Raw genomic sequence first — 25,957 nt, 5'->3', positions numbered from 1 at the left:
TTTATTCTTCCGGTATATGCTCGCGGTAATCATCCTCGCGGAAACGGTCCTTGTAAGGCGCCCAGAGCCGTTTATTGGCAAGATAGAGCAGGATCGTCAGAAGCGAGAGGATCAGCACCGCCACAAAACCCCATCGCTTGCGGTCCACCAGCTTGGGCTCTGCCGCCCACATCAGGAAGGCCGACACATCGCGGGCCATCTGGTCCACCGTGGCGGGGGTGCCATCCTCGTAGTCGATCATATCCGCCATCAGCGGCGGCGGCATCTGCAGCGCGCCAGTCGGGAAGATATGGTTCTCGTAGAGGACATTGCCCGCCGTTTCGGTTTCCTCACCGGTATAGCCGGTCAGGAGCGAATAGATATATTCGGGGCCCCCCATGCCCTGCACAAGCTGCGCGATCCCCGTGCCATAGGGTCCGTGGAAGCCCGCACGCGATTTGGCCATCAGCGACAGATCGGGCGCACCGGCAGAGGTGTTGGCAGGGAAATGGTCGGTCTCCTTGCCCGCGCGCTCCTCGCCCGTCTCGGCATCGGTCACCGACATCTCGGCGGCATAGGCGCGGACCCAGTCGGGGTTCATGGCCAGTCCGTCCTTGTCCGAGAGCGTGCGCAGCGCCACATATTTCAGCCCGTGGCAGGCCGAGCAGACCTCGCGATAGACTTGGAAGCCGCGGCGTAGCTGTTGCTGGTCATAGGTGCCGAAAGGGCCCTCGAAGCTGAAGGGGATATCGGTGACATGGCCGCCTTCATTGGCATGGGCCGCAAAGCCCAGCCCGAGAGCCGCAATGGCAGAGATCAGAAGGATTTTCATCACAGACCCCTTTCCGCGGCGTCGGGGCCGTAATGGGCGTTGAAATCATCCTCGATGGTGGCGGGCAGGGGCTTTGTTTTCTCGATGCGGCCCAGCACCGGCAGGATCACGAGGAAATAGGCAAACCAGTAGGTCGCGCCGATCAGCGAGATATAGGGGTAGATGCCGCTGGTGGGCATCGCGCCGACCCATGTGAGGACTACGAAGTCGATTGCCAGAAGCCAGAACCAGACCTTGAAGGCCGGACGGAACATGCCTGAGCGGGTCTTGGAGGTGTCGAGCCACGGTGCCAGTACCATTACGATGATCGAGCCGAACATCGCGATCACACCGAAGAATTTGGCATCGATGAAGCCGAAGGTGATCTTGTTGACGAGGATCACCACCCAGACATCTGCCGTAAAGGCGCGCAGGATCGCGTAGAAGGGCAGGAAATACCATTCGGGCACGATATGGGCGGGCGTGGCCAGCGGGTTCGCCTCGATATAGTTGTCGGGATGGCCCAGATAGTTGGGCATGAAGGCCACGACGGCGAAGAAGATCAGCAGCACCAGCGCCAGCGCGAAGAGGTCCTTCATCACGAAATAGGGCCAGAAGGGCAGGGTGTCTTTCTGCGCCTCTTCCTTGGAGGTCCGGCGGACCTCGACACCGGTGGGGTTGTTATTGCCCGTGGTATGGAAGGCCCAGATATGCAGCGCGACCAGCGCTGCAATCACGAAGGGCAGAAGGTAATGCAGCGAGAAGAAGCGATTGAGCGTGGCGTTATCGACCGCAGGTCCGCCCAGAAGCCATTCCTGAATGGACGGCCCGATGCCGGGGATCGCGCCAAACAGGCCAGTGATCACCGTGGCACCCCAGAAGGACATCTGCCCCCAAGGCAGCACATAGCCCATGAAGGCCGTGCCCATCATGCACAGATAGATGATCATGCCGATGATCCAAGTCACCTCGCGGGGTGCTTTATACGACCCGTAATAAAGGCCGCGGAAGATATGGAGATAGACCGCAAAGAAGAAGAGCGAGGCGCCATTGGCATGCAGGTAGCGGATGAAATAGCCGCCATTCACATCGCGCATGATGTGCTCGACAGAGGCGAAAGCGAGGCTGACATGGGGCGTATAATGCATGGCCAGCACGATGCCGGTCACGATCTGCAAGACCAGACAGAAGGCCAGAACGATGCCCCAGATCCACCACCAGTTCAGGTTTTTCGGGGTGGGGATCATGATGGTGTCATAGACGAGGCCGATCACCGGAAGGCGCGAATGCATCCATTTGCCGAACCCCGTCTTGGGGGTGTAGCGATCATGGGGAATGCCGGACATAGGTTCCTCCCTCAGCCCAGTTGAATGGTGGTATCATCGGTGAATTTCGCCACCGGAATGTCGAGATTGCGCGGGGCAGGGCCTTTGCGGATGCGGCCTGCGGTGTCGTAATGCGAGCCGTGGCAGGGGCAGTACCAGCCGCCGAAATCGCCCGAGGCATTGCCGATCGGCACGCAGCCCAAGTGGGTGCATACACCCATCATCACCAGCCACTCGCCTGCCTCGTCCAGAGTGCGGTTCTGGTCGTCGGCATCGGCACCGGGCTTGTTGGCGTTCTCGGCGGAGGTGTCGATCAGATCGCTCATGGGCACGGCGCGGCCCGCCTCGATCTCGGCGGCGGTGCGGCGGCGGATGAAGACGGGCTTGCCCCGCCATTTCACGGTAATCTGCGTGCCCTGCTCGACGCCCGAGATATCGACGAAGATCGACGAGAGCGCCTGAACATCGGCCGAGGGGTTCATCTGGTTGATCAGAGGCCAAGCGGCCGCCCCTGCGGCGACGGCGCCGGTGCTTGCGGTTGCAAAATAAAGGAAGTCCCTACGGGTGCCTTTGTGATCGTCTGAGTGGGACACGCGTTCCTCTCCCTTGCCTAGACTGTGCCGTGCCTGTCTTTTGCCCGCCCTGCCGTCCGACCGAAAGGCCAAAGACTTCTGCCGCGCGGGAGACGCGGCCTCGGGCCTCTGCCTTCGGGCGGGATGCAGGCCAGCGGCCTGACAGACCGATGCCCTTTTACGGGAACATAAAGTTCCGCCTCTAGCATCCGATACACAGGCAAGGCTTTGCCCTGCCTTGATTTAGGTCAAGACAATGTGAAGAGGTCTCAATCGGGGCTGAGCATATAGCCCAGACCCCGCACCGTCTGCAGATAGCGCGGCTCCTTGGGGTCGCGCTCCAGCTTGCGGCGCAGGCGGGTAATCTGGACATCGATGGCGCGGTCGCCCGCTGCCTCGTCGGAGGCGGGCCGGTCGCGGGCCAGTTCCTCGATCAGATCGGTGCGCGAGACTACATCGCCCGGACGGGCGGCAAAGATCTTCATCAGGGCCATCTCGGTCGCGGTCAGACGGACGATCTCCTCGCCATCCCACAACTCCCCCCGGTCCTGATCATAGCGCAGATCGCCCAGATGCAGGAATTTCGGCCCCGAGACGGTCTCGGCGGGCACACGGCGCAGGATCGCATTGATTCTGAGCAGCAGCTCGCGCGGCTCGAACGGCTTGGCCAGATAGTCATCGGCCCCCGCCTCGAGCCCCTCGATCCGGTCGCGGGTCTCGCCACGCGCGGTCAGCAGCAGGATCGGGGTGCGCAGCGTCTTGTGCAGGTCCATGGTCAGGCTGATCCCGTCCTCGCCGGGCATCATGACATCGAGCACGATCAGGTTGAATTCGAGCCCTTCCAGCAGGCGGCGCGCATGGGCGGCATCGCGGGCGGTAGTAACGATAAAACCGTTACGCATCAGGAATTTGCGCAAGAGCGAGCGGATACGCTCATCATCATCGACGATCAGCAGATGGGGCGCTGCGGGATCATAGGCCATCAGCTGTTGTCTTTCATCGTCTGGTATTGCTCTTGCAGCTCGCGGTCCATCATCGCCTCCAGCACCTGACGGAAGCCCGCCACTGCCTGCGGCCCCGCCTGACGGTAGGCCGCACGCATCCGCGCACGCTGCGCATCCGAGATCTCGCGCTCCAGCGCAAGGCCGGTATTGGTCAGATACAGATGGCGCTCGCGCTTGTCCTTGCGGCCCACGCGGTTGTCGACCAGCCCATCCTCGATCAGGGTGCGCAGAACGCGGTTGAGCGACTGTTTCGTCACCCCCAAAACCGACAGCAGCGCCGTCACCGTGAGCCCTGGCTGACGGTTGATGAAATGCAGCGCGCGGTGATGGGCACGACCATAGCCATGCTTGTCGAGAATCCGGTCGGGGTCGGATGTGAAGGCCCGATAGGCGAAAAACATCGCCTCGATCCCTTTGCGCAATTGCTCGTCGGTCAGAAACAGAAGGGTCTCGCCGCCCTGTGATCCGATTTCCGCCATGTCTCACCTCATTTTTTACCGAGTTTACGTCAACGATGTTGACTTTCCAAGGATGGATTGGTAGCGGATCGGCATGTTTTGCGTAATTTTGTGATTTTATGGATCACAATATCGCAACTAATGAAAAGTAAGCTAGGACAGGAGGTTGAAATGGCCGGTGCTTATGATGATCGCGATGGAAAGATCTGGATGGATGGCCAGCTGGTCGACTGGCGCGATGCCAAGGTCCATATCCTGAGCCATGCCATGCATTACGCCTCCTCCGTCTTCGAGGGCGAGCGCTGCTATAATGGCAAGATCTTCAAATGCCGCGCGCATTCGGAGCGTCTGATCGAGTCGGGCCGCCTGATCGATATGGAGATCCCCTATACGCCGGAAGAGCTCGATGCCGCGAAATATGCGGTGCTCGAGGCCAATGGCTGGTCGGATGCCTATGTGCGGGCGGTGGCCTTCCGCGGCGCGGGGCTGGATATGGGCGTATCGGCTGCGCGCAATCCGGTGCAGGTGGCGGTGATCGCATGGGAATGGGGCAACTATTACGGCGATGCCAAATGGGAGGGCGCCAAGCTTGATATCGCGAAATGGGCGCGTCCCGACCCGCGCACCATTCCGGTGCAGGCCAAGGCCTCGGGTCTTTATATGATCTGCACCATGTCCAAACATGCCGCCGAAGCCAAGGGCTGCTCGGATGCGCTGTTCCTCGACTGGCGCGGCAATGTGGCTGAGGCCACCGGCGCCAATATCTTCTTCGTCAAGGATGGCGAGATCCACACGCCGCTGGCGGATTGCTTCCTGAACGGGCTGACCCGCCAGACCATCATCGTCTTGGCGCGCGAGAAGGGGATCACCGTGCATGAGCGCCGGATCAACCCGTTGGAACTGCCCTCGTTCGACGAGTGCTTCCTGACCGGCACGGCCGCCGAGGTGACCCCCGTGGCCCAGATCGGCGAGACCACCTTCACGGTGGGGCCGGTGGCACGGGCGCTCTCGGATGCCTATGAGGCGCTGGTGCGCAGCTGATCGACACTCCCGCAATTGAAAAAAGGCGCATCCTCCCCGATGCGCCTTTTATCTTTGCGTCAACCCGTCTTTGCGTCACACAGTGCCGAGCCCGTGATGGGCGATCCGCATGAAATGCATCACCCGTTGCTGTGCGTTGGATTTGCGCGGGCGCTGCAGAAGGGCGCGGGTATTGCGCGCCATCTGCCCGTCAAGATCGAGCTTCAGGAACCGGCGGCAGCGGCTGTTGTCGGTGCGTGTCGGGATATGGTCCAGAACATGTTTGGTCATAGCAGGGTCCTCCTTCCCCGCCGTGACCATAGCACGAAAAAGGTCCGTATCGGAATTAATTTTCCCGAAGGTTGATCGGCGGGAAACCATGATCGCAAAGAACGCTCAGCCCTGTGGGGTCTGGGCCTTGCGCTGGCGGTCGCGCTGCAGGCCCAGCTGGCGCTCGCGCCAGATGATCAGGATGCCCGCAAAGATGATCACAGCCGCCCCGATCAGTGTCATGCTGGTGGGGATCTCGGAGAAGAAGACGAAGCCGATGATAAGCGCGAAGATCATCGAGGCGTAATCGAAGGGCGCGACGATAGAGGCCGGCGCGAAACGGTAGGCCGAAGTCAGCAGGATCTGTCCCACGCCACCCAGAAGCCCCGCAAGGATCAGGAAGCTGGTGTCGCGCAGGCTTGGCAGGACCCAGCCGAAGGGAATGGTGACCAGCGACAGCACGGTCGAGGTGATGGTGAACCAGAAGACGATGGCCGAGGTCCGCTCGGTCGCCACGATCTTGCGGATGAAGACCTGTGCCAGAGCCGCGCAAAGCGCGCCGGTCAGCGCCATCATCGCCCCGAAGGCCTGTGCATCCGAGGTGTCGCCCAGATCGCCCAGATTGGGGTAGAGCACGATCAGCACACCTGCCAGACCGATGGCCACGGTTGTCAGACGGAACACCCTTACCTCCTCGCCCAGAAACATCGAGGCAAGGATGACCACCAGAAGGGGTGTGGCATAGGTGATAGCGGTCAGCTCGGGCAGGGGCAGGAGACCGAGGGCAGCGAAGTTCAGTGCCATCGCCGCTGTGCCCGCGATCCCGCGCCAGAAATGGCCCAAGGGACTGGCGACCTGAAAGCCCACCCGCAGCTGACCGCGCATGGCCAGCCAGACCACGATCACCGGAATGGCGAAGAAGGACCGGAAGAACACGGTCTCGCCCGCAGGGACCGTATCGGCTGTGGCCTTGATCAGCGAGGACATCACGATAAACGCCAGCACGGAGACGGTCTTGAGGACGATACCTGTCAGAGGAGAAAGCTGGGCGTCGGAACTGTCGGGCATGGGCGCGGTCCTTGGAATACTAAGCTTGGCTAGCACGCTTTCTTCAGCTGTTCCAAGGCCCAATGCGCTGCATCGCTGACAGTTTCATCCGCATCCTGCGTAAGCTCCTGCACCTGCCCGATAAAGTCGCGCCTGCCGGAATTGCCCATCGCGTAAAGCACATTGCGCACCATCCGGTTGCGCCCGATCCGTTTGATGGGCGAGCCGGAAAACCGCTCGCGGAAGGCTGTGTCATCGAGGGCTGCCAGATCGGCCAGATCGGGCGCGCGGTGGGGGCCTTGATAGCGCATCTCGCGCGCCTCGGCGGCAAACTTGTTCCACGGACAGGCGGCCAGACAGTCATCGCAACCATAGATCCTATTGCCCATCATGGCGCGCAGATCATGGGGCACGGGGCCCTTATGCTCGATCGTCAGATAGGAGATGCAGCGACGCGCATCCAGTCGATAGGGTGCGGGGAAGGCATTGGTGGGGCAGGCATTTAGACAGGCGCGGCACGAGCCGCAATGGCCGGTATCGGGCGCATCGGGCGTCAAGGGGATCGTCGTGAAGATCGCCCCCAGAAAGAACCACGATCCCAGATCGCGCCCCAGAAGGTTGGTATGTTTGCCCTGCCAGCCGAGCCCTGCCGCCTGTGCCAAGGGCTTTTCCATCACGGGGGCGGTATCGACAAACACCTTGATCTGCGGATCATCGCCCAGCGTTGCTGCCTCGTCCATCAGCCAGCGGCCCACGCGTTTGAGCCGCTTTTTCACCAGATCATGGTAATCCTTGCCCTGCGCATAGACCGAGATCCCGCCCTGTTCGGGGTGGTTCAGCACCTCCATCGGGTCATGGTCCGGCGTATAGGTCTCGGCCAGCATGATGACCGATCGCGCCTCGGGCCAGAGCGCATCGGGCGCGCCGCGCCAGTTCATGCGCTCTTCCATCCAGCCCATATCGCCGTGATAGCCCGCCTCGACAAAGGCGCGCAGGCGCTCCATCGCCTCGGGGATCGCATCGGGGCGGGTGATGCCCATCTTGGAGAACCCTTCGGCCAGCGCCTGTGCGTTCAGGCGCTCCTTCAGCCGGGCATAGGGATCAGAAGTCAAGCTCGGCATATTGCGGGCTGGGCCGCATCCCCGGAAGCTGGTCGGCCAGAAGCGAGCGGAAGGCGGGGCGCGATTTGATCTTGGCGTACCAGTCCTTCACATTGCGCGAGCGGTTCCAGTCCACATCCGAGATGTAATCGAGGCAGCTCAGATGCGCGGCGGCGGTGAAATCGGCCAGAGACATCATATCGCCCGCAAGCCAGCGGCGCTCGTTGAGGAGCCAGTCCATGTAATCGATATGGTATTTGATCGCGGCCAGGCCCCCCTTGACCGTGCGGCTGTCGGGATAGCCCTCCTTGCGCACCTTCTTCCAGACGCGCTCGTTCATGATGGGGCCGGAGACCTCCGCGTTGAACTTGTCATCGAACCAGCTGCACAGGCGGCGCACCTCGTAGCGGCCCATCGCATCTTGCGGAAGCAGGCGCGGCTCGGGGGCGATCTCGTCGAGGAACTCGCAGATGGCCTGGCTTTCGGTCATCAGCATGCCCTCATAGCGCAGGATCGGCACTTTTCCGGCAGGGTTACGGCGCATCAGATCGTTGGATTTCTCCCAATACCGCTCTTCGACCAGCTCGACTTCCATCCGCTTTTCCGCAAGCGTCAGGCGCACCTTACGGCAATAGGGCGACAGCGTCATATGGTAGAGCCGGTTCATCTTCACCTCTTCTGGCGGTTGGGGGCAGATCCGGTGATACGCGGGAATGCGGGACTGTTCAATCCTTGCCTGATTCGCGGCGTTTTTTCGGTTTTTTCGGTTTGGGGGCGGGGATCGCCTCATGGGCCGTGCGGATCAGCCCCATCAGCCAGTCCCCGTCCTCCCACAGATCGGGGTCGATCCGGTAATAGCCCTGCGCGCCTTTCACAGGGCTGTCCTTGACGGGATCGTGGCCCGTGCCCTCGATATAGGCACCGATTTCGGGCAGGGGGCGCAGGAACAGCGCGTCATTGATCAGGAAGGCCACGCATTTGACATCCGTATAGACGCCATAGCCGCCAAACATCCGCTTCGTATGGACGCGGCCCTCGAGCTGTTCGCGCAGGAACAGCTCGATATCCGGAGAGACGGGCATCTAGAACTTGCGGCGGGCTTTCAGCGCCGCGCCGATGGTGCCGTCATCGAGATAATCCAGCTCACCGCCAATCGGCACGCCCTGCGCCAGCGTGCTGACATTGATCTCGCGCGCCTCCAGCGCCTCGGCGATATAATGGGCGGTGGTCTGCCCCTCGATCGTGGCGTTGAGCGCCAGGATCACCTCGGTCACGTTCTCCGCGCTGATCCGGTCGAGAAGTTTGGGGATGCCCAGTTCGTCGGGGCCTACGCTATCGAGCGCCGAGAGCGTGCCGCCCAGCACATGGTAGCGCCCCTTGAAAGCCTGACCGCGCTCCATGGCCCAAAGATCGGCCACGCTTTCCACGACGCAGATCTCGCCGGTGGCGCGGCGCGGATCGGTGCAGATCTCGCAGATCTCGCCCGTTCCGATATTGCCACAGATGGTGCATTCGCGGGCATGCGCCGCCACCTCGCCCATTGCCCGCGACAGAGGCGCCATCAGCCCCTCGCGCCGCGTGAGCATGTGCAGCACGGCGCGCCGCGCGGACCGCGGCCCGAGCCCCGGCAGGCGGGACATCAGCGCAATCAGCGCCTCGATTTCGTCGCGGGGCCCGGCCATCAGGTCAGATCGGCAGGTTCATATCGGCCGGAAGACCCATATCCTGCAGCATCTTTTTCTGCTCTTCCTGCGCGCGGACCTTGGCACGCGATTGCGCATCCTTGATCGCTGCCATGATCAGGTCCTCGACCACCTCTTTCTCGGAGGCCACGAGGATCGAAGGGTCGATATCGAGGCCAAGAAGATCGCCCGAAACGGCGGCGCGCACCTTCACGAGGCCCATGCCGGCTTCACCGGTGACCTCGATCTTCTGCATCTCTTCCTGCAGGCCCTGCACGCGTTCCTGCATTTCCTTGGCCTGTTTCATCATCTTGGCCATGTCGCCAAGACCGCCCAGGCCGCCCATACCTTTGAACATCGGGGTTCTCCTTTCTCAGTGATCCTCGAAGGGATCCCATTCATCTTCGACTTCGTGCAGGACGGTGTCCTGCATCTCTTGCGCGATCTCCTCCGAAGAGGTGATCTTCTCGAATTTCACGCCCTCGAATGTGGCAAAGATCGCCTGCACCAGAGGGTTGTCCATCGCGGCTTTCTCTGCGATGCGCCGGTCGGCATCGCGCATCTCGGCAATGGTCTCGGCGCCACCCTCGTTGACAACCGACACGCCCCAGCGTTGTCCCGTCCAGTTTTGGAGACGTTGCGCCAGATGGGCGGCCAGCGATGTTGGTGCGCGTTCTGCGGGCTGGAACTCGATGAGGCCCGGGCGATAGCGCACGAGGCGCAACCCGTTTTCCACATCCATCAGCAGCGTCATGTCGCGCATCCGGCGGATCAGGTCGACGACCTTCTCGAATGTGTCGAACCGTGCCAACGCTTCCTCGGCAGAGGGCTGCTGGGCCAGCGCCAGATTGCCTGCGGCCACAATGGGCTGGCCGAAGCGCGCCCGCATCGTGGTGGCATAAGGATGGATCGCCATCACCTGACCATTGCCGGACATGGTCGGTCCGTGCACCGGCCCGCCCGAGGGCGCAGCGCCACCCATGCCACCAGAAGGAGCGCCACCCGCAGGGGCACCTCCGCCCGCGCCACCACCACCCGTGGGGGGCTTTACCCCCGGCCCGTCCTGAATGCGGCGCAAGAGCGCCTCGGGGTCGGGAAGGTCGGCCACATGGGTCACGCGGATCACCGCCATCTCGGCGGCCATCATGGCGTTGGGGGCCGAGGAGACCTCCTCGATAGCCTTCAGGAGCATCTGCCAGAGCCGCGTCAACACCCGCATCGGGATCTTCTCGGCCATGCCCATGCCACGGTCACGCTCGTCGGGGGGGATGGTCGGGTCTTCGGCGGCATCGGGCGTGATCTTGATCACCGAGACCCAATGGGTGATCTCGGCCAGATCGCGCAGGATCGCCATCGGATCGGCGCCATCGGCATATTGCCCCGCGATCTCGGTCAAAGCGCCTGCGGCATCGCCCTTGAGGATCATGTCGAAGAGATCGAGCACACGGCCACGGTCGGCAAGCCCCAGCATTGCACGGACCTGATCGGCGGTGGTCTCGCCCGCGCCATGCGAGATGGCCTGATCCATCAGCGACATCGCATCGCGCGCCGAGCCTTCGGCGGCGCGGGCAATCAGCGCCAGCGCATCGGCGTTGATCTGGGCGTTTTCCTTGGCAGCCACCTTGGTGAGATAGTCGATCATCACCTCCGGCTCGATCCGGCGCAGGTCGAACCGCTGGCAGCGCGAGAGCACGGTGACGGGCACCTTGCGGATCTCGGTCGTGGCAAAGATGAATTTCACATGCGCGGGCGGCTCTTCGAGCGTCTTCAACAGGGCGTTGAAGGCGTTCGTCGAGAGCATGTGGACTTCGTCGATGATATAGACTTTGTAGCGGGCCGAGGCCGCACGGTAATGCACGCTCTCGATGATCTCGCGGATATCATCCACGCCGGTGCGGGAGGCCGCGTCCATCTCCATCACATCGACATGGCGGCCGTCTGTAATCGCGCGGCAATGCTCGCAGACGCCACAGGGTTCGGTAGTGGGGCCGCTTTGGCCATCTGCACCGATACAGTTCAGCCCCTTGGCGATGATCCGCGCGGTGGTGGTTTTGCCAACACCGCGGATGCCCGTCATGACAAAGGCATGCGCGATCCGGTCCGCCGCAAAAGCGTTTTTCAACGTGCGCACCATCGCCTCCTGACCGATCAGATCGGCAAAGGTGGCGGGGCGGTATTTACGGGCCAGAACCTGATAGCCGCCTTTTTCGGGGGCGTCGGTTCCCATCGCGTCTGTCATGACCTCTCCTTTGGTTGGCGCCAATCTAGGGATTGGGCCGCCCGCGGGCAAGGTGCGATGATGTGTTCTCCCTCGTCGCGGGCTATTCGCGTGCGAGCGCCACCACCGGATCAAGCCGCGAGGCCGAACGGGCAGGCAGGTAGCCGAAGACGATCCCGATCAGCGTGGCCGAGGTGAAGGCCGCAGCGATCGTGACCCCCGAATAGACGAGCCGCGTGCTGGGCGAGACAATGGTGATGACCTCACCGATACCAAACGCCAAGGCGACCCCTAGCGCCCCGCCTAATATGCAGACCATCACCGCTTCGATCAGAAATTGCGCTGTGATGTCGGACCGTCGCGCACCCACCGCCTTACGGATGCCGATCTCCTTCGTGCGCTCGGTCACCGAGACCAGCATGATGTTCATCACGCCGATGCCGCCCACGATGAGCGAGATCACTGCAATCGCCGAGATCAAATAGGTTAGCGTTTGCGAGGTGGACTGGATCGTTTCACGAATCGTGTCGGAATTGCGCAGGAAGAAATCGACCGTGCCGTGGCGCTGTTCCAGCAGGTTGTTGATTGCGGTTTCGGCCTGATCCATATCGGCGCCATCCTTCACCTGCACGGTGATCGAATCGACCGTATCGGCGCCGGTCACCCGCACCATCATGGTGGTATAGGGGGTGAAGATCTTGATCGATTGCGGCCCGAAACTCGCGCCCGAGCTTTCCACCACACCGATCACCTCGAGCGGGATACGCCCGATCAGCACGCGCTGACCTATGGGGTTGTCGGTGCCAAAGAAGGTCTCGGCGGCATCCGCATCCAGCACCGCGACCTGCGTGCGGTTGGTGACGTCGCTTTCGTCAAAGACTGCGCCCTTGGTCACCGTATAGGCGCCCAGGTCGAAATAACCCGCCGTCACCCCGTTGACCGAGGCCGAGGCGGTGACATTGCCGTGGATCACATTGGCGGTCTCCGATACTTCGGGCGAGACGCTTTGCGCAACATCGAGGCTTTCGAGCGCGGTTGCGTCCGACCCCACCAGCGTTTCCACCCGGTTGGCGCGCCTGTCGCCGAAGCCCGTGCCCGGACGGATCGAGATGGTGGAGGTGCCGATGGAGGCGATGTTTTCCAGCACCTTCTGTTGCGAGCCATTCCCCAGCGCCACCACGGACACCACGGAGGTGATGCCGATGATGATCCCGAGCATCGTCAGGAAGGACCGCAGCTTATGGGCGGCGATGGACTTCATCGCCATGCGAGCGGCCTCGCGCAACCGGTCCAGCCAGACGCCGAAGCCCCCCGCGCCCTCGGAAGGGGGCGTGATCCGTGCGCCGGTCTGATGCGGCACCTTGCGGGTGTCGTCGATGATGCGCCCGTCGCGGATCTCGATCACGCGTTCGGTCTGGGCGGCGATCTCGGGGTCATGGGTGACGATGATGACCGTATGGCCCTCGGCATGAAGCTCCTGCAAGAGGGCCATCAGCTCTTTGCCCGACTGGCTGTCAAGCGCACCGGTGGGCTCATCTGCCAGGATCACCTCGCCGCCATTCATCAGTGCGCGGGCTACCGAGACCCGCTGTTGCTGCCCGCCCGAAAGCGCACCGGGCCGGTTGCCAAGGCGCTCGCCCAAGCCTAGCCGCGTCAGCAGGTCCTGCGCACGCTTGCGGCGCGCGCCCCGCGACATGCCACGGTAAACGGCGGGGATCTCGGCGTTTTCCACCGCATCGAGTTCGGGCATCAATTGGTAACGCTGGAAGATGAAACCGAAATGCGCCCGACGCAGCTCGGCCAGATCCTCGTCGGCCATCCGGCCCACCTCGGCACCGTCAAAAAGATAGCTGCCCTCATTCGGACGGTCGAGACAGCCGAGAATGTTCATCAGCGTCGATTTGCCCGAGCCCGATTGCCCGATGATAGAGACCATCTCACCCGCTTCGATCTTCAGATCGACGCCATGCAGGACGGTCACTTCCTGATCGCCCGCAGCAAAGCTACGGCGGATATTGTTCAGTTCGATCAATGCCATGAGACGCCCCTTACATGCCCATCATCGGCGGTGGACCACCCGGTCCGCCACGGTCACTGCTGGCGGATGGGGGCGGGCCGGAGGGGGCCTGCATGGCCACGACCTTATCGCCCTCGGTCAACCCGTCGGTGATGGCGGCAGTGGTTTGGTCCTCGAGCCCCACGGTGATCTCGCGCATGGCCGGTTTGCCGTCAGCGCCCATCACCTGCACGCGGTATTTCCCGTCCGGCCCCTTGGGCGGCAGCGACGAGACGGGGAGCGTCAGCGCGTTATCGGCCTCGTCGATGATGATCGTCACATTGGCCGACATGCCGATCCTGAGCAGGCCATCGGGATTGTCCACGGTGAACAGCGCATCGTAATAGATCGCGCTATCGGTATCGATCTCGTCATCATCCTCGATGGAAGACGGCGCGGGCTCGACCTTGTCGAGCGTCGCCTCATAGGTCTGGTCCGGATCGCCCAGAAGCGAGAACTCGACCTTCTGGCCCGCTTTGACATTGATCACATCCGCTTCGGAGATCTCGGCCTTGATCTGCATCTTGTCGAGCTTGGCGAGTTTGACGATGGTCGGCGCATCCTGCGAGGCGTTCACGGTGGTGCCCTCGCCATTGACCACGGCCACGACGGTGCCGTCGATAGGCGCGGTGATCTTGGTGCGGTCGAGATCCAGCTCGGCCGAGGAGACCTCGATCACGGCGCGGGCGCGTTGCGCCTGAAGCGAGACCAGCCCCGCCTTGGCCATCTCGAGCGTGGCCTCGGCTGTTTCAAGATCGGACGTGGCCGAGAGCTTTTGCGAATTCAGCCCCGACTGGCGGGTCACATCCAGCTGCGCGACCTTGATCTCGGCCTGTTTCGAGGTGATCTCGGCGTCGATCTGGTCCAGATCGGCCTTGGCCTGTGCGACGGCATTCTGCTGTTCGAGGCTGTCGATCTGCGCGATCAGATCGCCTTCTTTGACCTCGTCGCCGACTGATACGGCCAGTGTCTCGATTTGGCCCGAGGTCCGCGCGCCGACCGACACCAGATCATCGGCCTCGATCAGGCCGGTCGCCAGCACGGTCTTGCGCACATCACCGCGGCTGACGGCCACAGTCTGGGGCGCGGCTTCCTCGGCGGCATTGCTGCGCGAATGGAACCACGCCAGAAGGCCCGCCGCAATCACGATAACGGCCAGCACTGAAGCGACTTTCACGCGTGTCGATTTCAATTTTTGCGTCATAGGCCCGTCCATCACTCCATGCGTCTTTCACGTTCAACGCCGTATGAGGCAAAATCTGTCTGATGAAATCGTGCATTCACGCAAATATCAGCTGATCCAAGACCATATGGCTTTGGAGACGGTGTGGCGGATGCACCTGAAGACAAGCTGAAGCGGGGAAGAAAAGGTGAGAGACTGGACAGCGACCCAAGCGGGGCTCGTTGCGGCTGCTTCCTTCCGGACCTGACCGGGTTGGCGAGGCGCTCGCCCGCGCCAGCCTCTCGAGGGGGCATATAGAAAATCCGCGTCGCTTTCGCAAGTCTTGTTTTCGATGCTGCTTCAGACGGCGCTCGCGTGCGCGTGATCGGTTCCCTTGGAACAGGGGACGGGGGCGGTGGCGTTGGCCTTCCAACAGCAGTTACTCAGGAGGAATTTCAAATGGATCTGCAGATCAGGGGACGCCGTGCGCTTATTACCGGAGCCTCGGGCGGCATGGGCCGCGAGACCGCCAAGATTCTGGCCGAGGAAATGGTCGATCTGGTGCTGACCGATCTCGATCAGGAGAAGCTCGATGCCGTGGCCGAGCCGCTGGGCGCGAAAGCCGTGGCGGGCGATCTCTCGACGCCCGAAGGTGTCGAGGAATTCATTGGCAAGGTCGGGACCGATTTCGATATCTGGGTTCATGCCACAGGGGTGACGGGGGCCAAAGGTGATCCGCTGCAGATGGCGGAAGAGGACTGGAAAGAAGCGATCGATATCGATTTTCTCTCGGCTGTCCGTCTGGCCCGCCATCTGGGCCCTGCAATGATCAGGGGCGGCTGGGGCCGGATGGTCTTTGTGACCTCGGAAAACGTGGCCCAGCCCTATGCCGATGAAACGGTTTACAACTGTGCGAAATCGGCGCTGCTGAGTTTCTCGAAATCCATCGCGCTTGCGCATTCCTCCAAAGGGCTGATGGCCAATTGCGTGGCGCCTGCCTTCATCGAGACGCCGATGACTGACGGGATGATGGAGAAACGCTCGAAGGAGCTTGGCGTGTCGAAAGACGAGGCGATCCAGAGCTTCCTGAAGGAAGAACGTCCCTTCCTCAAACTGGGGCGTCGCGGCAAGGCCGAAGAGGTGGCCCCCGTGATCGCCATGCTCTGCTCGGAACGCGCAAGCTTTGTGACCGGCGCCAACTGGCGCGTGGATGGTGGCTCGGTGGGCTCCATCGAGGTCTGATGACCCTTGCCACATCTTCTCCGGTCTGGATTGATGCGTTCAGTTCAGGCCGGAGTTTTTTATGCTGATCGACGATATTCTCCCCGATTTCCATTTTCAGGAAACCCATTCGATCCTGATTGATGCGCCCGCCGCCCGTGTGATGGCCGAGGCGCTGGCCTATAAGCCCGAAGATGACGCGTTCTTCCGCGGGGCGATCGCGCTCAGGGAAGCGCCGATACGCGGCTGGGCACGGTTGCGGGGAAGGACCCATGACCGCCCTGCCTTCACTCTGGACAATTTCACGCCACTCGCCCGCAACTCGCAAGAGGCCGTGTTCGGCATGGTCGGGCGGTTCTGGCAGGCTGGCTACGGGCAGGACCCCTTGGCGGATCTGCAGGCCTTCGAGACCTATGACCAAGCGGGCTCCGTCAAACTTGTACTGCACTACCATATCGGAGGTGAGGGCAAAGCCTGTCTGACGACGCGAACGCGCATCTATTGTCTGGATGAGACGGCTCGGGTGAATTTCGCGCGCTACTGGATGGTCATCCGGCCTGTCAGCGGGCTGATCCGGCGGCGGGTGCTCAAGACGATCAAAAGGCGCACATTGGGAACGTAATGTAGATAGTGTTTCTATTTAAAGACCATTTTATTGGCAAAGGACGGAGCGCATATTGGCTTCATCGAAAGGGCCAGCACAAACGGTCCGCAACTTACCGGCCCCGAGCCTCAGGCCTCCTGCCTGAACGCCGCGCCGGGGATGGAGACAAGACAATGGCACATATCGCTTTCAATACCGCAGCCCATGATGCCCCTGCAGCCGACCGTAACCTTGCCCCTTGGGGAATCTTCGGCCTGCGCCTGACGACGGGTGCGCTGTTTGTGACCCACGGGCTGATCAAATATTTCGTTTTCACCCCTGCGGGCACCGCCGGGTATTTCCAGAGCCTCGGTCTGCCGGGCTGGGTTGGTCTGCTGACCATGGCGGCCGAGTTCTTCGGTGGTCTGGCCCTGATCTTTGGTGTGCTGCCGCGCATCGTCTCGGCGCTCTTCGTGCCGGTGCTGCTGGGGGCGGCGATTGCCGCGCATATCCCTAACGGTTTCACCTTCTCGAATGCTGGTGGCGGCTGGGAATATCCGGTGATGTGGGCCGCCGTGATGGGCATGATGGCTCTGCTGGGTGACGGTGCCGCCGCCATCTTCCCGACGCGCCGTCTGTTCCGCCGCTGAATTCTTGGATTGAAGCTTGCGGGGAGCGCATTCCCCGCAACCTGTAACGCCACGCGGGTGGCAGGAGGTTTGAAATGGCAACGAGTGATGCACCGATTGAAATCGGCCATGTCGTTCTGACGGTCCACGACCTGAAATCCGTGGGCGCATTCTATGAAAACGTGCTGGGTCTGGCGCGGCTGTCATCGGACGGCACGGTGGCCCGCTATGGCGCGGATGGCCACGTGCTGGTGGAACTGCGGGCGGATAAGGCGGCCCGCAAGGCCAGCCATCGCGAGGCGGGGCTGTTCCATACGGCCTTCCTGATGCCCTCGCGCCGCGCTCTGGCCGATTGGCTCGATAACGCGGTGGCGCGTCGGGCGCCTTTGCAGGGCGCCTCCGATCACTCGGTGTCCGAGGCGATCTATCTGGCCGATCCGGAAGGCAATGGCGTCGAGGTCTATGTCGACCGTCCGCGCGACAAGTGGATCCGTATGGGCGACCAGATCCATATGGTGACCGAACCGCTGGATCTGCAGGATCTGCACAACCAGCGCTCCGGCAAATGGTCCGGCGCGCCCAAGGGGATGACCATCGGCCATGTGCACCTGCAGGTGGGCGGGCTCGCACCCGCGATGGAGTTCTACGGTGACCGTCTGGGCCTTTCGGTGATGACCGATTATCCCGGTGCGAAGTTCTTCGGCTGGGGGGGCTATCACCACCATATCGCCACCAATATCTGGAACTCCCGGGGGGCAGGGACCGTTTCCCGTCCGGCCACCGGCCTATCGGGGCTGACCCTGCGCGGGGAGGCCAAGGAGATTGACGGGCTCGGTGGCGAGGCCACGCTGGTGGACCCTTGGGGGCTGCCGGTAACATTGCAGACAAAGGAGATGGCCAATGCTCGTTGATGGCAAATGGACTGCCGACTGGCAGCCGGTGCAGAAGGCCGATGACAAGGGCCGCTTCGTGCGGCAGGTCTCGGGGTTCCGCAACTGGATCACGCCCGATGGGGCGGCCGGCCCCACGGGGCAGGGCGGCTATAAGGCCGAAGCCGGGCGCTACCGCCTCTATGTGGCCTATATCTGCCCTTGGGCCTCGCGCACGCTGATCGCACGCAAGCTGAAGAAGCTGGAGGCGTTCATCGAGGTGACAGTGGTCAATCCGCGCCTCGGTGATCAGGGCTGGGAATTCGGCGGCTTCGAGGGGGCGGATAGAGACCCCCTGCATGGCGCGTCCTTTATGCACGAACTCTATACCCGTGCCGATGCGCATTATACCGGCCGCGCGACCGTGCCGGTGCTCTGGGATACAAAGACCGATACTCTGGTCAATAACGAGAGCGCCGATATCGTGCGTATGTTCGACACGGCCTTTGAATGGCTCGCCCCCGAGACCCCGCGCCTGCGCCCCGAGGATATCGAGGCGGATGTCGAGGCCGAGACTGCCCGCATCTATGACGCCTATAATAACGGGGTCTATAAGGCGGGGTTTGCCAGCTCTCAGGCGGCTTATGACGAGGCCGTGGCCGGTGTCTTTGCCGAGATGGACCGGATGGAGACCGTGCTGTCGGATGGCCGGCCGTGGTTCCATGGCGACCGTCTGACCGAGACCGATATCCGCATCTTCGTGACCTCGATCCGCTTTGATGTGGCCTATCACGGGCTCTTCAAGACCAACCTGAAGATGCTGCGCGATTATCCTGCGCTCTATGCGCATATGGTGCGGATGCTGAACCAGCCAGGCGTGGCCGAAACGGTCGATCTCGACCATATCAAGGCAGGCTATTACTCGATCAAGCGTCTCAACCCGCCGCTGATCGTGCCGAAAGGGCCGGAAGACAGCTATCGGCTGTTGGCCGAGGCCCGTTGCCACTGATCTATCGACCCGCCGGGTTTCACATGAAACGCTGCTTCACATGAAACTCTGGGGGTCGATATCGATGGCAAGGCGCACATTATTGGGCAGGCGCACCTGCGCGACCCAACGCGCCAGCGCTGCCTGCAAGGGCGCGCGCTTATCGGCCTTCACCAGAAGCCGAACGCGGTGCCGCCCACGCACCCGCGCCACGGGGGCAGGGGCGGGGCCATAGACTGTCGCCTCGATCTCGCGCAAAGGCCCCGACTGACGCGACAGCGCCTCGCCGATGTCAAATAAGGGTTTCAGATCCGGTCCCGAGAGGATGATGCCTGCCATCCGCCCATAGGGCGGCACATGCTGCGCATGGCGCTGGGCGGCCTCGGCGCGCCAGAAGGCTTCCTCATCCCCACCCAAGATCGCACGGATCACAGGATGCTCTGGCTGATAGGTCTGCAACAGCGCCAGCCCTTCGGTCTCGGCGCGGCCCGCACGGCCCGCGACCTGCCGCATCAGCTGGAAGGTGCGCTCGGCGGCGCGCAGGTCCGACCCCTGCAGCCCCAGATCGGCATCGATCACCCCCACGAGCGACAGTCTTGGGAAGTTATGCCCCTTGGCCACGATCTGCGTGCCGATAATGATATCCGCCCCGCCATTGGCAATATCGGAAATCGCCTCCTTCAGTGCCCGCGCGGTGGTGAACAGATCAGAGGACAGCACCGCCATCCGGCTGTCGGGGAAGCGCTCGCGCACCTCCTCGGCCAGACGCTCGACACCCGGGCCCACAGGGGCCAGTTTCCCTTCGACCTGACAATTGGGGCATTGCGTGGGGATCGGTTTCGTCTCGCCGCATTGATGGCAGACAAGCTGCTTGAGGAACCGGTGCTCCACCATCCGCGCATCGCACTGCTCACAGCCGATCTGGTGCCCGCAGGCCCGACAGATGGTGACCGGCGCATAACCACGACGGTTGAGAAACAGCATCGCCTGCTCGCCACGGCGGACCCGCTCGATCACCGCGCCCACCAGCGTCGGCCCGATCCAGTGTTGGCTCTCGATGGTCTCGTTACGCATATCGATGGGCCGCATCTCCGGCAGCTTCGATGCGCCAAACCGCGCCCCCAGATCGACCCGCGCATATTTGCCGGCCTCGGCATTGGCCCAGGTCTCAAGCGATGGTGTGGCCGAAGCCAACACCACCTGCGCCCCGCAAAGGGAGGCCCGCAACACCGCCATATCGCGGGCGTTATACAAGACACCCTCCTCCTGCTTGTAGGAGGTATCATGTTCCTCATCGACCACGATCAATCCCAGGTCACGGAAGGGCAGGAATAGCGCCGAACGGGCCCCCGCCACCATCTGCACCTCGCCCGTGGCCGTGGCCTTCCACAGCCGCCGCCGCTCGGTCTGGGTCACGCCCGAATGCCATTCGCCCGGCTTCGCCCCGAAGCGCGCCTCCACGCGGGCCAGAAACTCCGAGGACAAGGCGATCTCGGGCAAAAGCACCAGCGCCTGCCGCCCCTGCCGCAGACAATCGGCCACTGCCTCCAGATAGACCTCCGTCTTGCCCGAGCCTGTGACGCCTTTCAGCAGAACCGGTGCAAACCCGCCCGAGCCATCCTCCAACCGTGCAACAGCCGCTTTTTGTGCCTCCGAGAGCACCTTTCCGGGCAAGGACGGATCAAGCCGCTCGAACGGCGCATCGCGGGGCACGTCCGCCTCCACAACCGCCCCCGAGGTCAGCATCCCCTTTACAACGGATGTGGTCACCCCCGCCAAAGCGGCCAATTCACCCAATTGGAACCCCGCTCCACCATGATCGCGCAGAACCTCCAATACCCGCGCCCGCGCATCGGTCATCCGTGGCGGCTCGCCCGCGCCCAGACGGTAGATCTTGCGCAACCCCGGCGCATCGAACAGCCCCGGAGCACGGGTCGCCAGACGCAGCACCTGCGGCAGCGGTGTCATCGTATAGGCGGCCATCCGCATCAGGAACTGCCGCATATCCGCTTTCATCGGCGGCACATCCATCACTTGCAGCACGCGGCGCAATTTGGCTGCGGCAAAATCGCCATCTCCCGCGCCCCAGACCACGCCCAGAACCTTGCGCGGCCCCAAAGGCACCATGACAAAAGCCCTCGCCCAACACCCGCCCTCGGGGGCAAGATAATCCAGCGGCCGCCCTACAGGCTCCGCCGTCAGCACCGAGACCCGCGCCCCGTCCGCAAACCAGTCCTGTCCGCTCATGGCGCGCCTCCTTCCAGCGTCGATAAATATCCCGGGGGGAATTGGCCGCAGGCCAAGGGGGGCAGAGCCCCCGCTGCCCGCCATAACCACCCTTTCGCGACACCACGTTTTGCGCTATCAGTGCCGCGACTGCCCATCTGGAGGACACCAATGAAATTCTTCGTCGACACGGCCGATGTGGCCGCCATCAAGGAACTCAACGATCTCGGTATGGTCGATGGCGTAACCACCAACCCTTCGCTGATCATGAAATCGGGGCGCGATATCCTCGAGGTGACCAAAGAGATCTGCGACATCGTCACCGGCCCGGTCTCGGCCGAGGTGGTCGCCACCGAAGCCAAGGACATGATCGAAGAAGGTCTGAAGCTTGCCAAGATTTCCCCCAATATCGCGATCAAGGTTCCGCTGACCTGGGACGGTCTGACCGCGTGTAAGGCTTTCGCATCCGAAGGCCATATGGTCAATGTCACCCTGTGCTTTACCGCGGCGCAAGCGATCCTTGCGGCCAAAGCCGGTGCGACCTTCATCTCCCCCTTCATCGGTCGTCTGGACGATATCAATCTCGACGGGCTGGAGCTGATCGAGGACATCCGCACCATCTATGACAATTACGAGTTCAAGACCGAGATTCTCGCGGCCTCGATCCGTTCGGTCAACCACATCACCGATTGCGCCAAGATCGGTGCCGATGTCATCACCGCCCCGCCGGCTGTCATCAAGGGTATGGTCAAGCATGTGCTGACCGACAAAGGCCTCGAGCAGTTCATGGCGGACTGGGCCAAGACCGGCCAGAAAATCGTCTGATCACCGGATCGGCATGATCCAGGAAGGGGCCTCGGGGCCCCTTTTTCATATCTGGCGGCGTCAGGTCCTAGGCCTTGACCTGTCGGGCGGTGCGCGGCGTCTCCGTGCCGCCGGATGCTGCGTCCGGCTGGCCGCTCCGCAAAAGCGTCAGAAGCGCATTGCGCAGGGCAGGATGGCGATGGGAAAGGCGCAGGAGCTCCTCGACATCATCATCGATATGCACGCCGAAAACGATATAGGGAAAGTTCAGCCCGTTGGTCTGACAGATCTCTGTCAGGCTGCTGACCGTCGGGTCATTGCCATCCTTCAGGACAGAATGCAGATAGCCCGGCGATTTGCCTGCTTTCAACGAGGCTTGGCGCATCGAAATCCCGATACGCATAAGCTCTTTCTGAAGGCGGGAGCGAATTTCACTCGTCGAGTAACTAAGCATGGTTATTTTATTTAGCTCTTAAATTCACGAAGAGTAAGTCTAATTTTCTTTTATGTTCACTGACATACTCAATGAATCCAATCTAATAGCTCATGACCAGAATTCGTTGGCTGTCTTCGCGTGAACCTCTTGGGAAAAATGCGGAAATTTGGTAGATTAGCTGACAGAGCCGTTTTTAAAGGCATTTTTCCATGACACAAGCCGGTTTGACGCAGCCCTTGCGTGAAAAGATTCTGTCCGACCCCGATCTCATTCTGGATGATCCGGCCCTGATGCAGGTGCTGATCGGTGCCGATGATGTGATCGGGGCGGGGAAGGTTGTCGATCTGCGCTCGGTTGCAATGAGACGGCTCGAGAGCCGTCTGGACCGGCTCGAGGATACCCATCGCTCCGTGATTGCCGCGGCTTACGAAAATCTCGCGGGTACCTATCAGATCCACCGTGCGGTCCTGTCGCTGCTTGCGCCGCTGGAATTCCGAGGTTTTCTGGCGGTTCTGCATGAGGAAGTGGCCGAAATCCTCGAGGTCCAGTCGATCCGGCTGGTGCTCGAGACCCATCAATCCGAGGCCGATCCGGCACTGCGGCATATGGGCAAGGTGCTCTGTCTGGCCGAGCCGGGATTTTCTGCCGAATATATGCGTGACGGACGTCATGCCTCTCAGGATCCGATCCTGCTGCGCAAGACCCCCGAGGCGGGCACACCCGTCCATGATACACGTCCTGACAGCCAGTCCGAAGCGATCCGGTCGGAGGCCGTTCTGGCGCTGGATCTGGGGGCGGGGCGGCTGCCGGCGATGCTGGTGTTGGGGTCGAACGACCCCAACCGGTTCAAGGTTTCGCAAGGCACCGATCTTCTTGGCTTTTTCGGCGCGGTCTTCGAGCGTATGATGCAGAGGTTTCTGGGGTAGGTCATGATTGGTATGTCGGACGGGCTGCGCGATGCGATGCAGCGTTGGCTTTTGCATCTGCGCGGGCTCGAAGGAGCGTCCGAGCAGACGATCATCGCCTATGGCGCGGATCTTCGGGGGTTTCTGGCCTTTATGCACCAGCATCACGGCGAATCGCTGGGCGTTGCGCGGATCGCACGGCTGAGCACCGGCGATATGCGGGCATGGATGGCACATGAGCGGGGGCGGGGGCTTTCGGCGCGCTCTCTGGCGCGCGCGTTGTCTTCGGTGAAAAGCTTCATCCGCTGGCTGTCGGATCGCGAGGGGTTCGACGCGACCGCACCCCTCTCGGCCCGTCCGCCGCGGTTCCAGCGCAAATTGCCCCGTCCGCTGGCCGAGGATGCGGCGGTCGCGATGATCGAGCAGGTCGATCTGCAGGCGCAGGACCCCTGGGTGGCGGCGCGAGACACCGCCGTGCTGACGCTTCTCTATGGTTGCGGGCTGCGGATTTCGGAGGCGCTGTCGCTGACTGGCGCCGATCTTCCTCTGGGCGATAGCCTGACGATCATGGGCAAGGGGCGCAAGGAGCGGATGGTGCCGCTTCTGCCGGTGGCGCGCCAATCGGTCGAAACCTATCTCGGGCTCTGCCCCTTCCCGATGGCACAGGACATGCCGATCTTCCGTGGCAAGCGGGGCGGGGCGCTGAACGGGCGGCTGATTGCGAAGGCGATGGAGCGGGCCCGCATGGCGCTGGGGCTTCCGGCGACGGCCACGCCGCATGCCATGCGCCATAGTTTCGCGACCCATCTCCTGAGCCATGGCGGCGATTTGCGGGCGATTCAGGAGCTTCTGGGCCATGCCAGTCTGGCCACGACGCAGGTCTACACGGCGGTCGATCAGGCGCGGCTTATGGAGGTGTATCGCGCGGCCCATCCGCGCCGCTAATGGAAAGAGCCGGTAACCGGAATTTTCCGGTTATCGTTAGGTAAATTTTTAAATGTAAACCGGCTACCTATCAGAAATGTCAATGGGTTAACCATATTCTGGCAAGGTTTCGTTCATTTTGCGGGCGCAGTTTCTGGAGACGTTTCAAGTTCAGAAAGGAACGCGATATGAACGTATCCACCCTTGCCAGTAGTGCAAGTGTCGCGTCCGCGCTGCAGGCTCTCATGGCCACAAGCAGCACGACGACGGACGATGACGAAAGCACGACTGACGTCGGGGAGACGCAGGCTGCAGCTCCCCCTCCGCCGCCCCCTCCCCCCCCTTCCGGCAGCGGCGCCGATTCCGAATCCATGTTTGTTTCTTTGTTTGGCGATACGAGCGAGGCCTCGTCATCGTCCTCGACGACTAGTTCAACGGTTACACTGAGCGATGATGAAGAGGTCTTCGATCTCGATGGCGATGGTGCCCTCTCCTCGATGGAGCAGGCGGCTTATGACGCGTCGCTCGGCGAGGAAGCGGTCTCGGAGACCGACGGGACGGAGGCTGCGATGATGATGCCCCCGCCGCCTCCGGGGCCGCCGCCGGGTCCGCCACCGTCCGATGAGGATGAAGGCGTCCCGACAGCCCAGTCTGTTATTGAATCACTGGCTGCTACAGCCACCGAGGATGCCGAGACGGCGGATGCGCAGGATGACATGCGCCGTGTTCAGCAGTTTGAGCAACTTCTGGCAGAAACGCTTGGAGGCGTGTTGCAGGGCTGAACCGCGGCCCGAGAGACATGGCTTGAACGGGAAGGGCGGCTCTGCGCTGCCCTTCTTTATATCTGAGGCCGGATGTTTCCGCAGCCCTGTGCGATATGTATCATATCCGTCCTACCGGTCCGCCCCGTGCCATGTCAGCGCTTGAACCACCGCAGTCTTTGCGGCATGACCAAAGACATGATGATAAGAACCAAAGCCCTATCGGTCCATTTCCTTACCGCAACCGGCGCGGTGTTTTCCCTGCTGGCGCTTGATGCCGCGGTCGAACGTAACTGGAGCGTCATGTTCCTGTGGCTCGTCGTGGCGCTGGTCGTTGACGGGATCGATGGCCCCTTGGCACGACGCTATGACGTGAAACATAACGCACCGGTTTTCGATGGCGTGCTGATGGATCTGATTATCGACTATCTCACCTATGTCTTTATCCCCGCCTACGCGCTGTTCAAATCCGACCTGTTGCCGGGCTGGCCGGGCTGGCTCGTGGTGGTGGCGATTACCTATTTCAGCGTGGTGTATTTCTCGGATACACGAATGAAAACAAAGGATAACTCCTTCTCAGGTTTCCCGGGGTGCTGGAATATGGTGGCGATTGTGGTTTTTGCGACGACGCCTTCGCCGCCAGTCATTCTGGTGCTGGTGCTGATCTGCACGATCGCGATGTTCCTGCCGCTGAAGTTCATCCACCCCGTGCGCACACAGCGCTGGCGTAAGCTGTCGCTGCCGGTAGCGCTGGGATGGGTGGTGTTTGCCGCCATTGCCGCCTGGACCGATTTCCAGTCGGGGCCGCTGGTGCATAGCGGTCTGGTGGTGACCTCGCTCTACCTGCTTTTTGTCGGGATCGTTCAACAGCTGGTGCCGATAAAGACCGCCGCTTCTCGCTGAGGCG

Annotated in this window: 28 protein-coding genes and 1 other RNA gene; 11 read left to right on the top strand and 18 right to left on the bottom strand. The window is 62.0% G+C overall.

What is annotated here, in order from left to right; genetic code table 11:
* Position 1: 1 nt before the first annotated feature.
* From VSX56_RS08420 to VSX56_RS08400, 5 genes are all read right to left on the bottom strand, one after another.
* Positions 2-814 (bottom strand): cytochrome c1, encoded by an 813-nt coding sequence (locus VSX56_RS08420; RefSeq protein ID WP_350936341.1) that lies wholly within the window; start codon positions 812-814, stop codon positions 2-4.
* Positions 811-2,136: a cytochrome b gene (gene petB / locus VSX56_RS08415; RefSeq protein ID WP_350936339.1), complete on the bottom strand. Its 1,326-nt coding sequence runs from the start codon at positions 2,134-2,136 to the stop codon at positions 811-813. Before petB ends, VSX56_RS08420 begins: the two co-directional genes overlap by 4 nt.
* A gap of 11 nt (positions 2,137-2,147) precedes the next feature.
* Positions 2,148-2,708: a ubiquinol-cytochrome c reductase iron-sulfur subunit gene (gene petA, locus VSX56_RS08410; RefSeq protein WP_339114215.1), complete on the bottom strand. Its 561-nt coding sequence runs from the start codon at positions 2,706-2,708 to the stop codon at positions 2,148-2,150.
* Between the two features lie 248 nt (positions 2,709-2,956).
* The gene (locus tag VSX56_RS08405) at positions 2,957-3,670 is read right to left on the bottom strand and encodes a response regulator (RefSeq protein ID WP_339114216.1); all 714 of its coding nucleotides are present in this window, start codon (positions 3,668-3,670) and stop codon (positions 2,957-2,959) included.
* Positions 3,670-4,170: a MarR family winged helix-turn-helix transcriptional regulator gene (locus VSX56_RS08400; RefSeq protein WP_339114217.1), complete on the bottom strand. Its 501-nt coding sequence runs from the start codon at positions 4,168-4,170 to the stop codon at positions 3,670-3,672. The genes VSX56_RS08405 and VSX56_RS08400 overlap by 1 nt, the downstream gene beginning before the upstream one ends.
* Positions 4,171-4,320: 150 nt before the next feature.
* On the opposite strand from VSX56_RS08400, the gene VSX56_RS08395 reads away from it, so the two are divergent.
* The gene (locus VSX56_RS08395) at positions 4,321-5,190 is read left to right on the top strand and encodes a branched-chain amino acid aminotransferase (protein WP_350936335.1); all 870 of its coding nucleotides are present in this window, start codon (positions 4,321-4,323) and stop codon (positions 5,188-5,190) included.
* 75 nt (positions 5,191-5,265) lie between these two features.
* Here VSX56_RS08395 and VSX56_RS08390 read toward each other — a convergent pair whose 3' ends face one another.
* The 11 genes from VSX56_RS08390 to ffs all read right to left on the bottom strand — a co-directional run bounded on the left by VSX56_RS08390 (position 5,266) and on the right by ffs (position 15,009).
* Positions 5,266-5,460, bottom strand: a complete 195-nt coding sequence (locus VSX56_RS08390) for a hypothetical protein (RefSeq protein ID WP_339114219.1) — start codon at positions 5,458-5,460, stop codon at positions 5,266-5,268.
* Between the two features lie 105 nt (positions 5,461-5,565).
* Entirely contained in the window at positions 5,566-6,507 is a 942-nt protein-coding gene (locus tag VSX56_RS08385) for a DMT family transporter (protein ID WP_339114220.1), read from the bottom strand.
* A 29-nt stretch (positions 6,508-6,536) separates the two neighbouring features.
* Positions 6,537-7,607, bottom strand: a complete 1,071-nt coding sequence (gene queG / locus VSX56_RS08380) for a tRNA epoxyqueuosine(34) reductase QueG (RefSeq protein WP_350936332.1) — start codon at positions 7,605-7,607, stop codon at positions 6,537-6,539.
* Positions 7,588-8,253, bottom strand: a complete 666-nt coding sequence (fzlA, locus tag VSX56_RS08375; RefSeq protein ID WP_339114222.1) for an FtsZ-binding protein FzlA — start codon at positions 8,251-8,253, stop codon at positions 7,588-7,590. The genes queG and fzlA overlap by 20 nt, the downstream gene beginning before the upstream one ends.
* Positions 8,254-8,311: 58 nt before the next feature.
* Entirely contained in the window at positions 8,312-8,668 is a 357-nt protein-coding gene (locus tag VSX56_RS08370; RefSeq protein ID WP_350936329.1) for a TfoX/Sxy family protein, read from the bottom strand.
* Positions 8,669-9,268 (bottom strand): recombination mediator RecR, encoded by a 600-nt coding sequence (gene recR, locus VSX56_RS08365; protein ID WP_339114224.1) that lies wholly within the window; start codon positions 9,266-9,268, stop codon positions 8,669-8,671.
* Positions 9,269-9,272: 4 nt separating this feature from the next.
* Positions 9,273-9,626 (bottom strand): YbaB/EbfC family nucleoid-associated protein, encoded by a 354-nt coding sequence (locus VSX56_RS08360; RefSeq protein ID WP_339114225.1) that lies wholly within the window; start codon positions 9,624-9,626, stop codon positions 9,273-9,275.
* 15 nt (positions 9,627-9,641) lie between these two features.
* Entirely contained in the window at positions 9,642-11,507 is a 1,866-nt protein-coding gene (locus tag VSX56_RS08355; protein ID WP_350936326.1) for a DNA polymerase III subunit gamma/tau, read from the bottom strand.
* An 82-nt stretch (positions 11,508-11,589) separates the two neighbouring features.
* Positions 11,590-13,524 (bottom strand): MacB family efflux pump subunit, encoded by a 1,935-nt coding sequence (locus VSX56_RS08350; protein ID WP_339114227.1) that lies wholly within the window; start codon positions 13,522-13,524, stop codon positions 11,590-11,592.
* A 10-nt stretch (positions 13,525-13,534) separates the two neighbouring features.
* Positions 13,535-14,746 carry an efflux RND transporter periplasmic adaptor subunit gene (locus VSX56_RS08345; RefSeq protein ID WP_350936324.1) on the bottom strand — a complete coding sequence of 404 codons (1,212 nt, stop codon included), beginning with the start codon at positions 14,744-14,746 and terminating at the stop codon, positions 13,535-13,537.
* A 164-nt stretch (positions 14,747-14,910) separates the two neighbouring features.
* An RNA gene (ffs, locus tag VSX56_RS08340) (signal recognition particle sRNA small type) lies at positions 14,911-15,009 on the bottom strand.
* 154 nt (positions 15,010-15,163) lie between these two features.
* On the opposite strand from ffs, the gene VSX56_RS08335 reads away from it, so the two are divergent.
* From VSX56_RS08335 to VSX56_RS08315, 5 genes are all read left to right on the top strand, one after another.
* A complete protein-coding gene (locus VSX56_RS08335; protein WP_339114229.1) occupies positions 15,164-15,946 on the top strand; it encodes an SDR family NAD(P)-dependent oxidoreductase in 783 nt (260 codons plus the stop codon).
* A gap of 61 nt (positions 15,947-16,007) precedes the next feature.
* Positions 16,008-16,547, top strand: coding sequence for a hypothetical protein (locus VSX56_RS08330; protein WP_350936322.1), 540 nt, complete (start codon positions 16,008-16,010; stop codon positions 16,545-16,547).
* Between the two features lie 155 nt (positions 16,548-16,702).
* Positions 16,703-17,158, top strand: coding sequence for a DoxX family protein (locus VSX56_RS08325; protein ID WP_339114231.1), 456 nt, complete (start codon positions 16,703-16,705; stop codon positions 17,156-17,158).
* A 74-nt stretch (positions 17,159-17,232) separates the two neighbouring features.
* Positions 17,233-18,048 (top strand): VOC family protein, encoded by an 816-nt coding sequence (locus tag VSX56_RS08320; protein ID WP_339114232.1) that lies wholly within the window; start codon positions 17,233-17,235, stop codon positions 18,046-18,048.
* The gene (locus VSX56_RS08315; RefSeq protein WP_350936319.1) at positions 18,038-19,015 is read left to right on the top strand and encodes a glutathione S-transferase family protein; all 978 of its coding nucleotides are present in this window, start codon (positions 18,038-18,040) and stop codon (positions 19,013-19,015) included. Before VSX56_RS08320 ends, VSX56_RS08315 begins: the two co-directional genes overlap by 11 nt.
* Before the next feature lie 36 nt (positions 19,016-19,051).
* Here VSX56_RS08315 and VSX56_RS08310 read toward each other — a convergent pair whose 3' ends face one another.
* A complete protein-coding gene (locus VSX56_RS08310; protein WP_350936317.1) occupies positions 19,052-21,241 on the bottom strand; it encodes a primosomal protein N' in 2,190 nt (729 codons plus the stop codon).
* A 150-nt stretch (positions 21,242-21,391) separates the two neighbouring features.
* Between VSX56_RS08310 and fsa the strand changes: the two genes are divergently transcribed.
* On the top strand, positions 21,392-22,045 hold the full coding sequence (gene fsa, locus VSX56_RS08305; protein ID WP_339114235.1) for a fructose-6-phosphate aldolase: 654 nt from the start codon (positions 21,392-21,394) through the stop codon (positions 22,043-22,045).
* Positions 22,046-22,112: 67 nt separating this feature from the next.
* Here fsa and VSX56_RS08300 read toward each other — a convergent pair whose 3' ends face one another.
* Positions 22,113-22,427: a hypothetical protein gene (locus VSX56_RS08300; RefSeq protein WP_339114236.1), complete on the bottom strand. Its 315-nt coding sequence runs from the start codon at positions 22,425-22,427 to the stop codon at positions 22,113-22,115.
* A gap of 242 nt (positions 22,428-22,669) precedes the next feature.
* On the opposite strand from VSX56_RS08300, the gene VSX56_RS08295 reads away from it, so the two are divergent.
* The 4 genes from VSX56_RS08295 to VSX56_RS08280 all read left to right on the top strand — a co-directional run bounded on the left by VSX56_RS08295 (position 22,670) and on the right by VSX56_RS08280 (position 25,953).
* Complete coding sequence (locus VSX56_RS08295; RefSeq protein WP_339114237.1) at positions 22,670-23,386, top strand: DUF484 family protein; 717 nt, start codon at positions 22,670-22,672, stop codon at positions 23,384-23,386.
* Between the two features lie 3 nt (positions 23,387-23,389).
* Positions 23,390-24,310, top strand: a complete 921-nt coding sequence (locus tag VSX56_RS08290) for a tyrosine recombinase XerC (protein WP_350936314.1) — start codon at positions 23,390-23,392, stop codon at positions 24,308-24,310.
* 167 nt (positions 24,311-24,477) lie between these two features.
* A complete protein-coding gene (locus tag VSX56_RS08285) occupies positions 24,478-25,071 on the top strand; it encodes a hypothetical protein (protein WP_350936312.1) in 594 nt (197 codons plus the stop codon).
* A 177-nt stretch (positions 25,072-25,248) separates the two neighbouring features.
* A complete protein-coding gene (locus tag VSX56_RS08280) occupies positions 25,249-25,953 on the top strand; it encodes a CDP-alcohol phosphatidyltransferase family protein (protein WP_350936310.1) in 705 nt (234 codons plus the stop codon).
* Positions 25,954-25,957: the final 4 nt, after the last annotated feature.

Source organism: Thioclava kandeliae (assembly GCF_040297545.1).
GTDB classification, from domain to species: Bacteria; Pseudomonadota; Alphaproteobacteria; order Rhodobacterales; family Rhodobacteraceae; genus Thioclava; species Thioclava kandeliae.
Note: the sequence above shows the minus strand (reverse complement) of the source record. Positions and strands in the feature narration are given on the sequence as shown.

Coding starts and splice junctions, on each gene's coding strand:
- petB (WP_350936339.1), bottom strand. CDS start 2,136: ATGTCCGGCATTCCCCATGATCGCTACACCCCCAAGACGGGGTTCGGC.
- VSX56_RS08405 (WP_339114216.1), bottom strand. CDS start 3,670: ATGGCCTATGATCCCGCAGCGCCCCATCTGCTGATCGTCGATGATGAT.
- VSX56_RS08400 (WP_339114217.1), bottom strand. CDS start 4,170: ATGGCGGAAATCGGATCACAGGGCGGCGAGACCCTTCTGTTTCTGACC.
- VSX56_RS08395 (WP_350936335.1), top strand. CDS start 4,321: ATGGCCGGTGCTTATGATGATCGCGATGGAAAGATCTGGATGGATGGC.
- VSX56_RS08390 (WP_339114219.1), bottom strand. CDS start 5,460: ATGACCAAACATGTTCTGGACCATATCCCGACACGCACCGACAACAGC.
- VSX56_RS08385 (WP_339114220.1), bottom strand. CDS start 6,507: ATGCCCGACAGTTCCGACGCCCAGCTTTCTCCTCTGACAGGTATCGTC.
- queG (WP_350936332.1), bottom strand. CDS start 7,607: ATGCCGAGCTTGACTTCTGATCCCTATGCCCGGCTGAAGGAGCGCCTG.
- fzlA (WP_339114222.1), bottom strand. CDS start 8,253: ATGAACCGGCTCTACCATATGACGCTGTCGCCCTATTGCCGTAAGGTG.
- VSX56_RS08370 (WP_350936329.1), bottom strand. CDS start 8,668: ATGCCCGTCTCTCCGGATATCGAGCTGTTCCTGCGCGAACAGCTCGAG.
- recR (WP_339114224.1), bottom strand. CDS start 9,268: ATGGCCGGGCCCCGCGACGAAATCGAGGCGCTGATTGCGCTGATGTCC.
- VSX56_RS08360 (WP_339114225.1), bottom strand. CDS start 9,626: ATGTTCAAAGGTATGGGCGGCCTGGGCGGTCTTGGCGACATGGCCAAG.
- VSX56_RS08355 (WP_350936326.1), bottom strand. CDS start 11,507: ATGACAGACGCGATGGGAACCGACGCCCCCGAAAAAGGCGGCTATCAG.
- VSX56_RS08350 (WP_339114227.1), bottom strand. CDS start 13,524: ATGGCATTGATCGAACTGAACAATATCCGCCGTAGCTTTGCTGCGGGC.
- VSX56_RS08345 (WP_350936324.1), bottom strand. CDS start 14,746: ATGACGCAAAAATTGAAATCGACACGCGTGAAAGTCGCTTCAGTGCTG.
- VSX56_RS08335 (WP_339114229.1), top strand. CDS start 15,164: ATGGATCTGCAGATCAGGGGACGCCGTGCGCTTATTACCGGAGCCTCG.
- VSX56_RS08330 (WP_350936322.1), top strand. CDS start 16,008: ATGCTGATCGACGATATTCTCCCCGATTTCCATTTTCAGGAAACCCAT.
- VSX56_RS08325 (WP_339114231.1), top strand. CDS start 16,703: ATGGCACATATCGCTTTCAATACCGCAGCCCATGATGCCCCTGCAGCC.
- VSX56_RS08320 (WP_339114232.1), top strand. CDS start 17,233: ATGGCAACGAGTGATGCACCGATTGAAATCGGCCATGTCGTTCTGACG.
- VSX56_RS08315 (WP_350936319.1), top strand. CDS start 18,038: ATGCTCGTTGATGGCAAATGGACTGCCGACTGGCAGCCGGTGCAGAAG.
- VSX56_RS08310 (WP_350936317.1), bottom strand. CDS start 21,241: ATGAGCGGACAGGACTGGTTTGCGGACGGGGCGCGGGTCTCGGTGCTG.
- fsa (WP_339114235.1), top strand. CDS start 21,392: ATGAAATTCTTCGTCGACACGGCCGATGTGGCCGCCATCAAGGAACTC.
- VSX56_RS08300 (WP_339114236.1), bottom strand. CDS start 22,427: ATGCGTATCGGGATTTCGATGCGCCAAGCCTCGTTGAAAGCAGGCAAA.
- VSX56_RS08295 (WP_339114237.1), top strand. CDS start 22,670: ATGACACAAGCCGGTTTGACGCAGCCCTTGCGTGAAAAGATTCTGTCC.
- VSX56_RS08290 (WP_350936314.1), top strand. CDS start 23,390: ATGATTGGTATGTCGGACGGGCTGCGCGATGCGATGCAGCGTTGGCTT.
- VSX56_RS08285 (WP_350936312.1), top strand. CDS start 24,478: ATGAACGTATCCACCCTTGCCAGTAGTGCAAGTGTCGCGTCCGCGCTG.
- VSX56_RS08280 (WP_350936310.1), top strand. CDS start 25,249: ATGATGATAAGAACCAAAGCCCTATCGGTCCATTTCCTTACCGCAACC.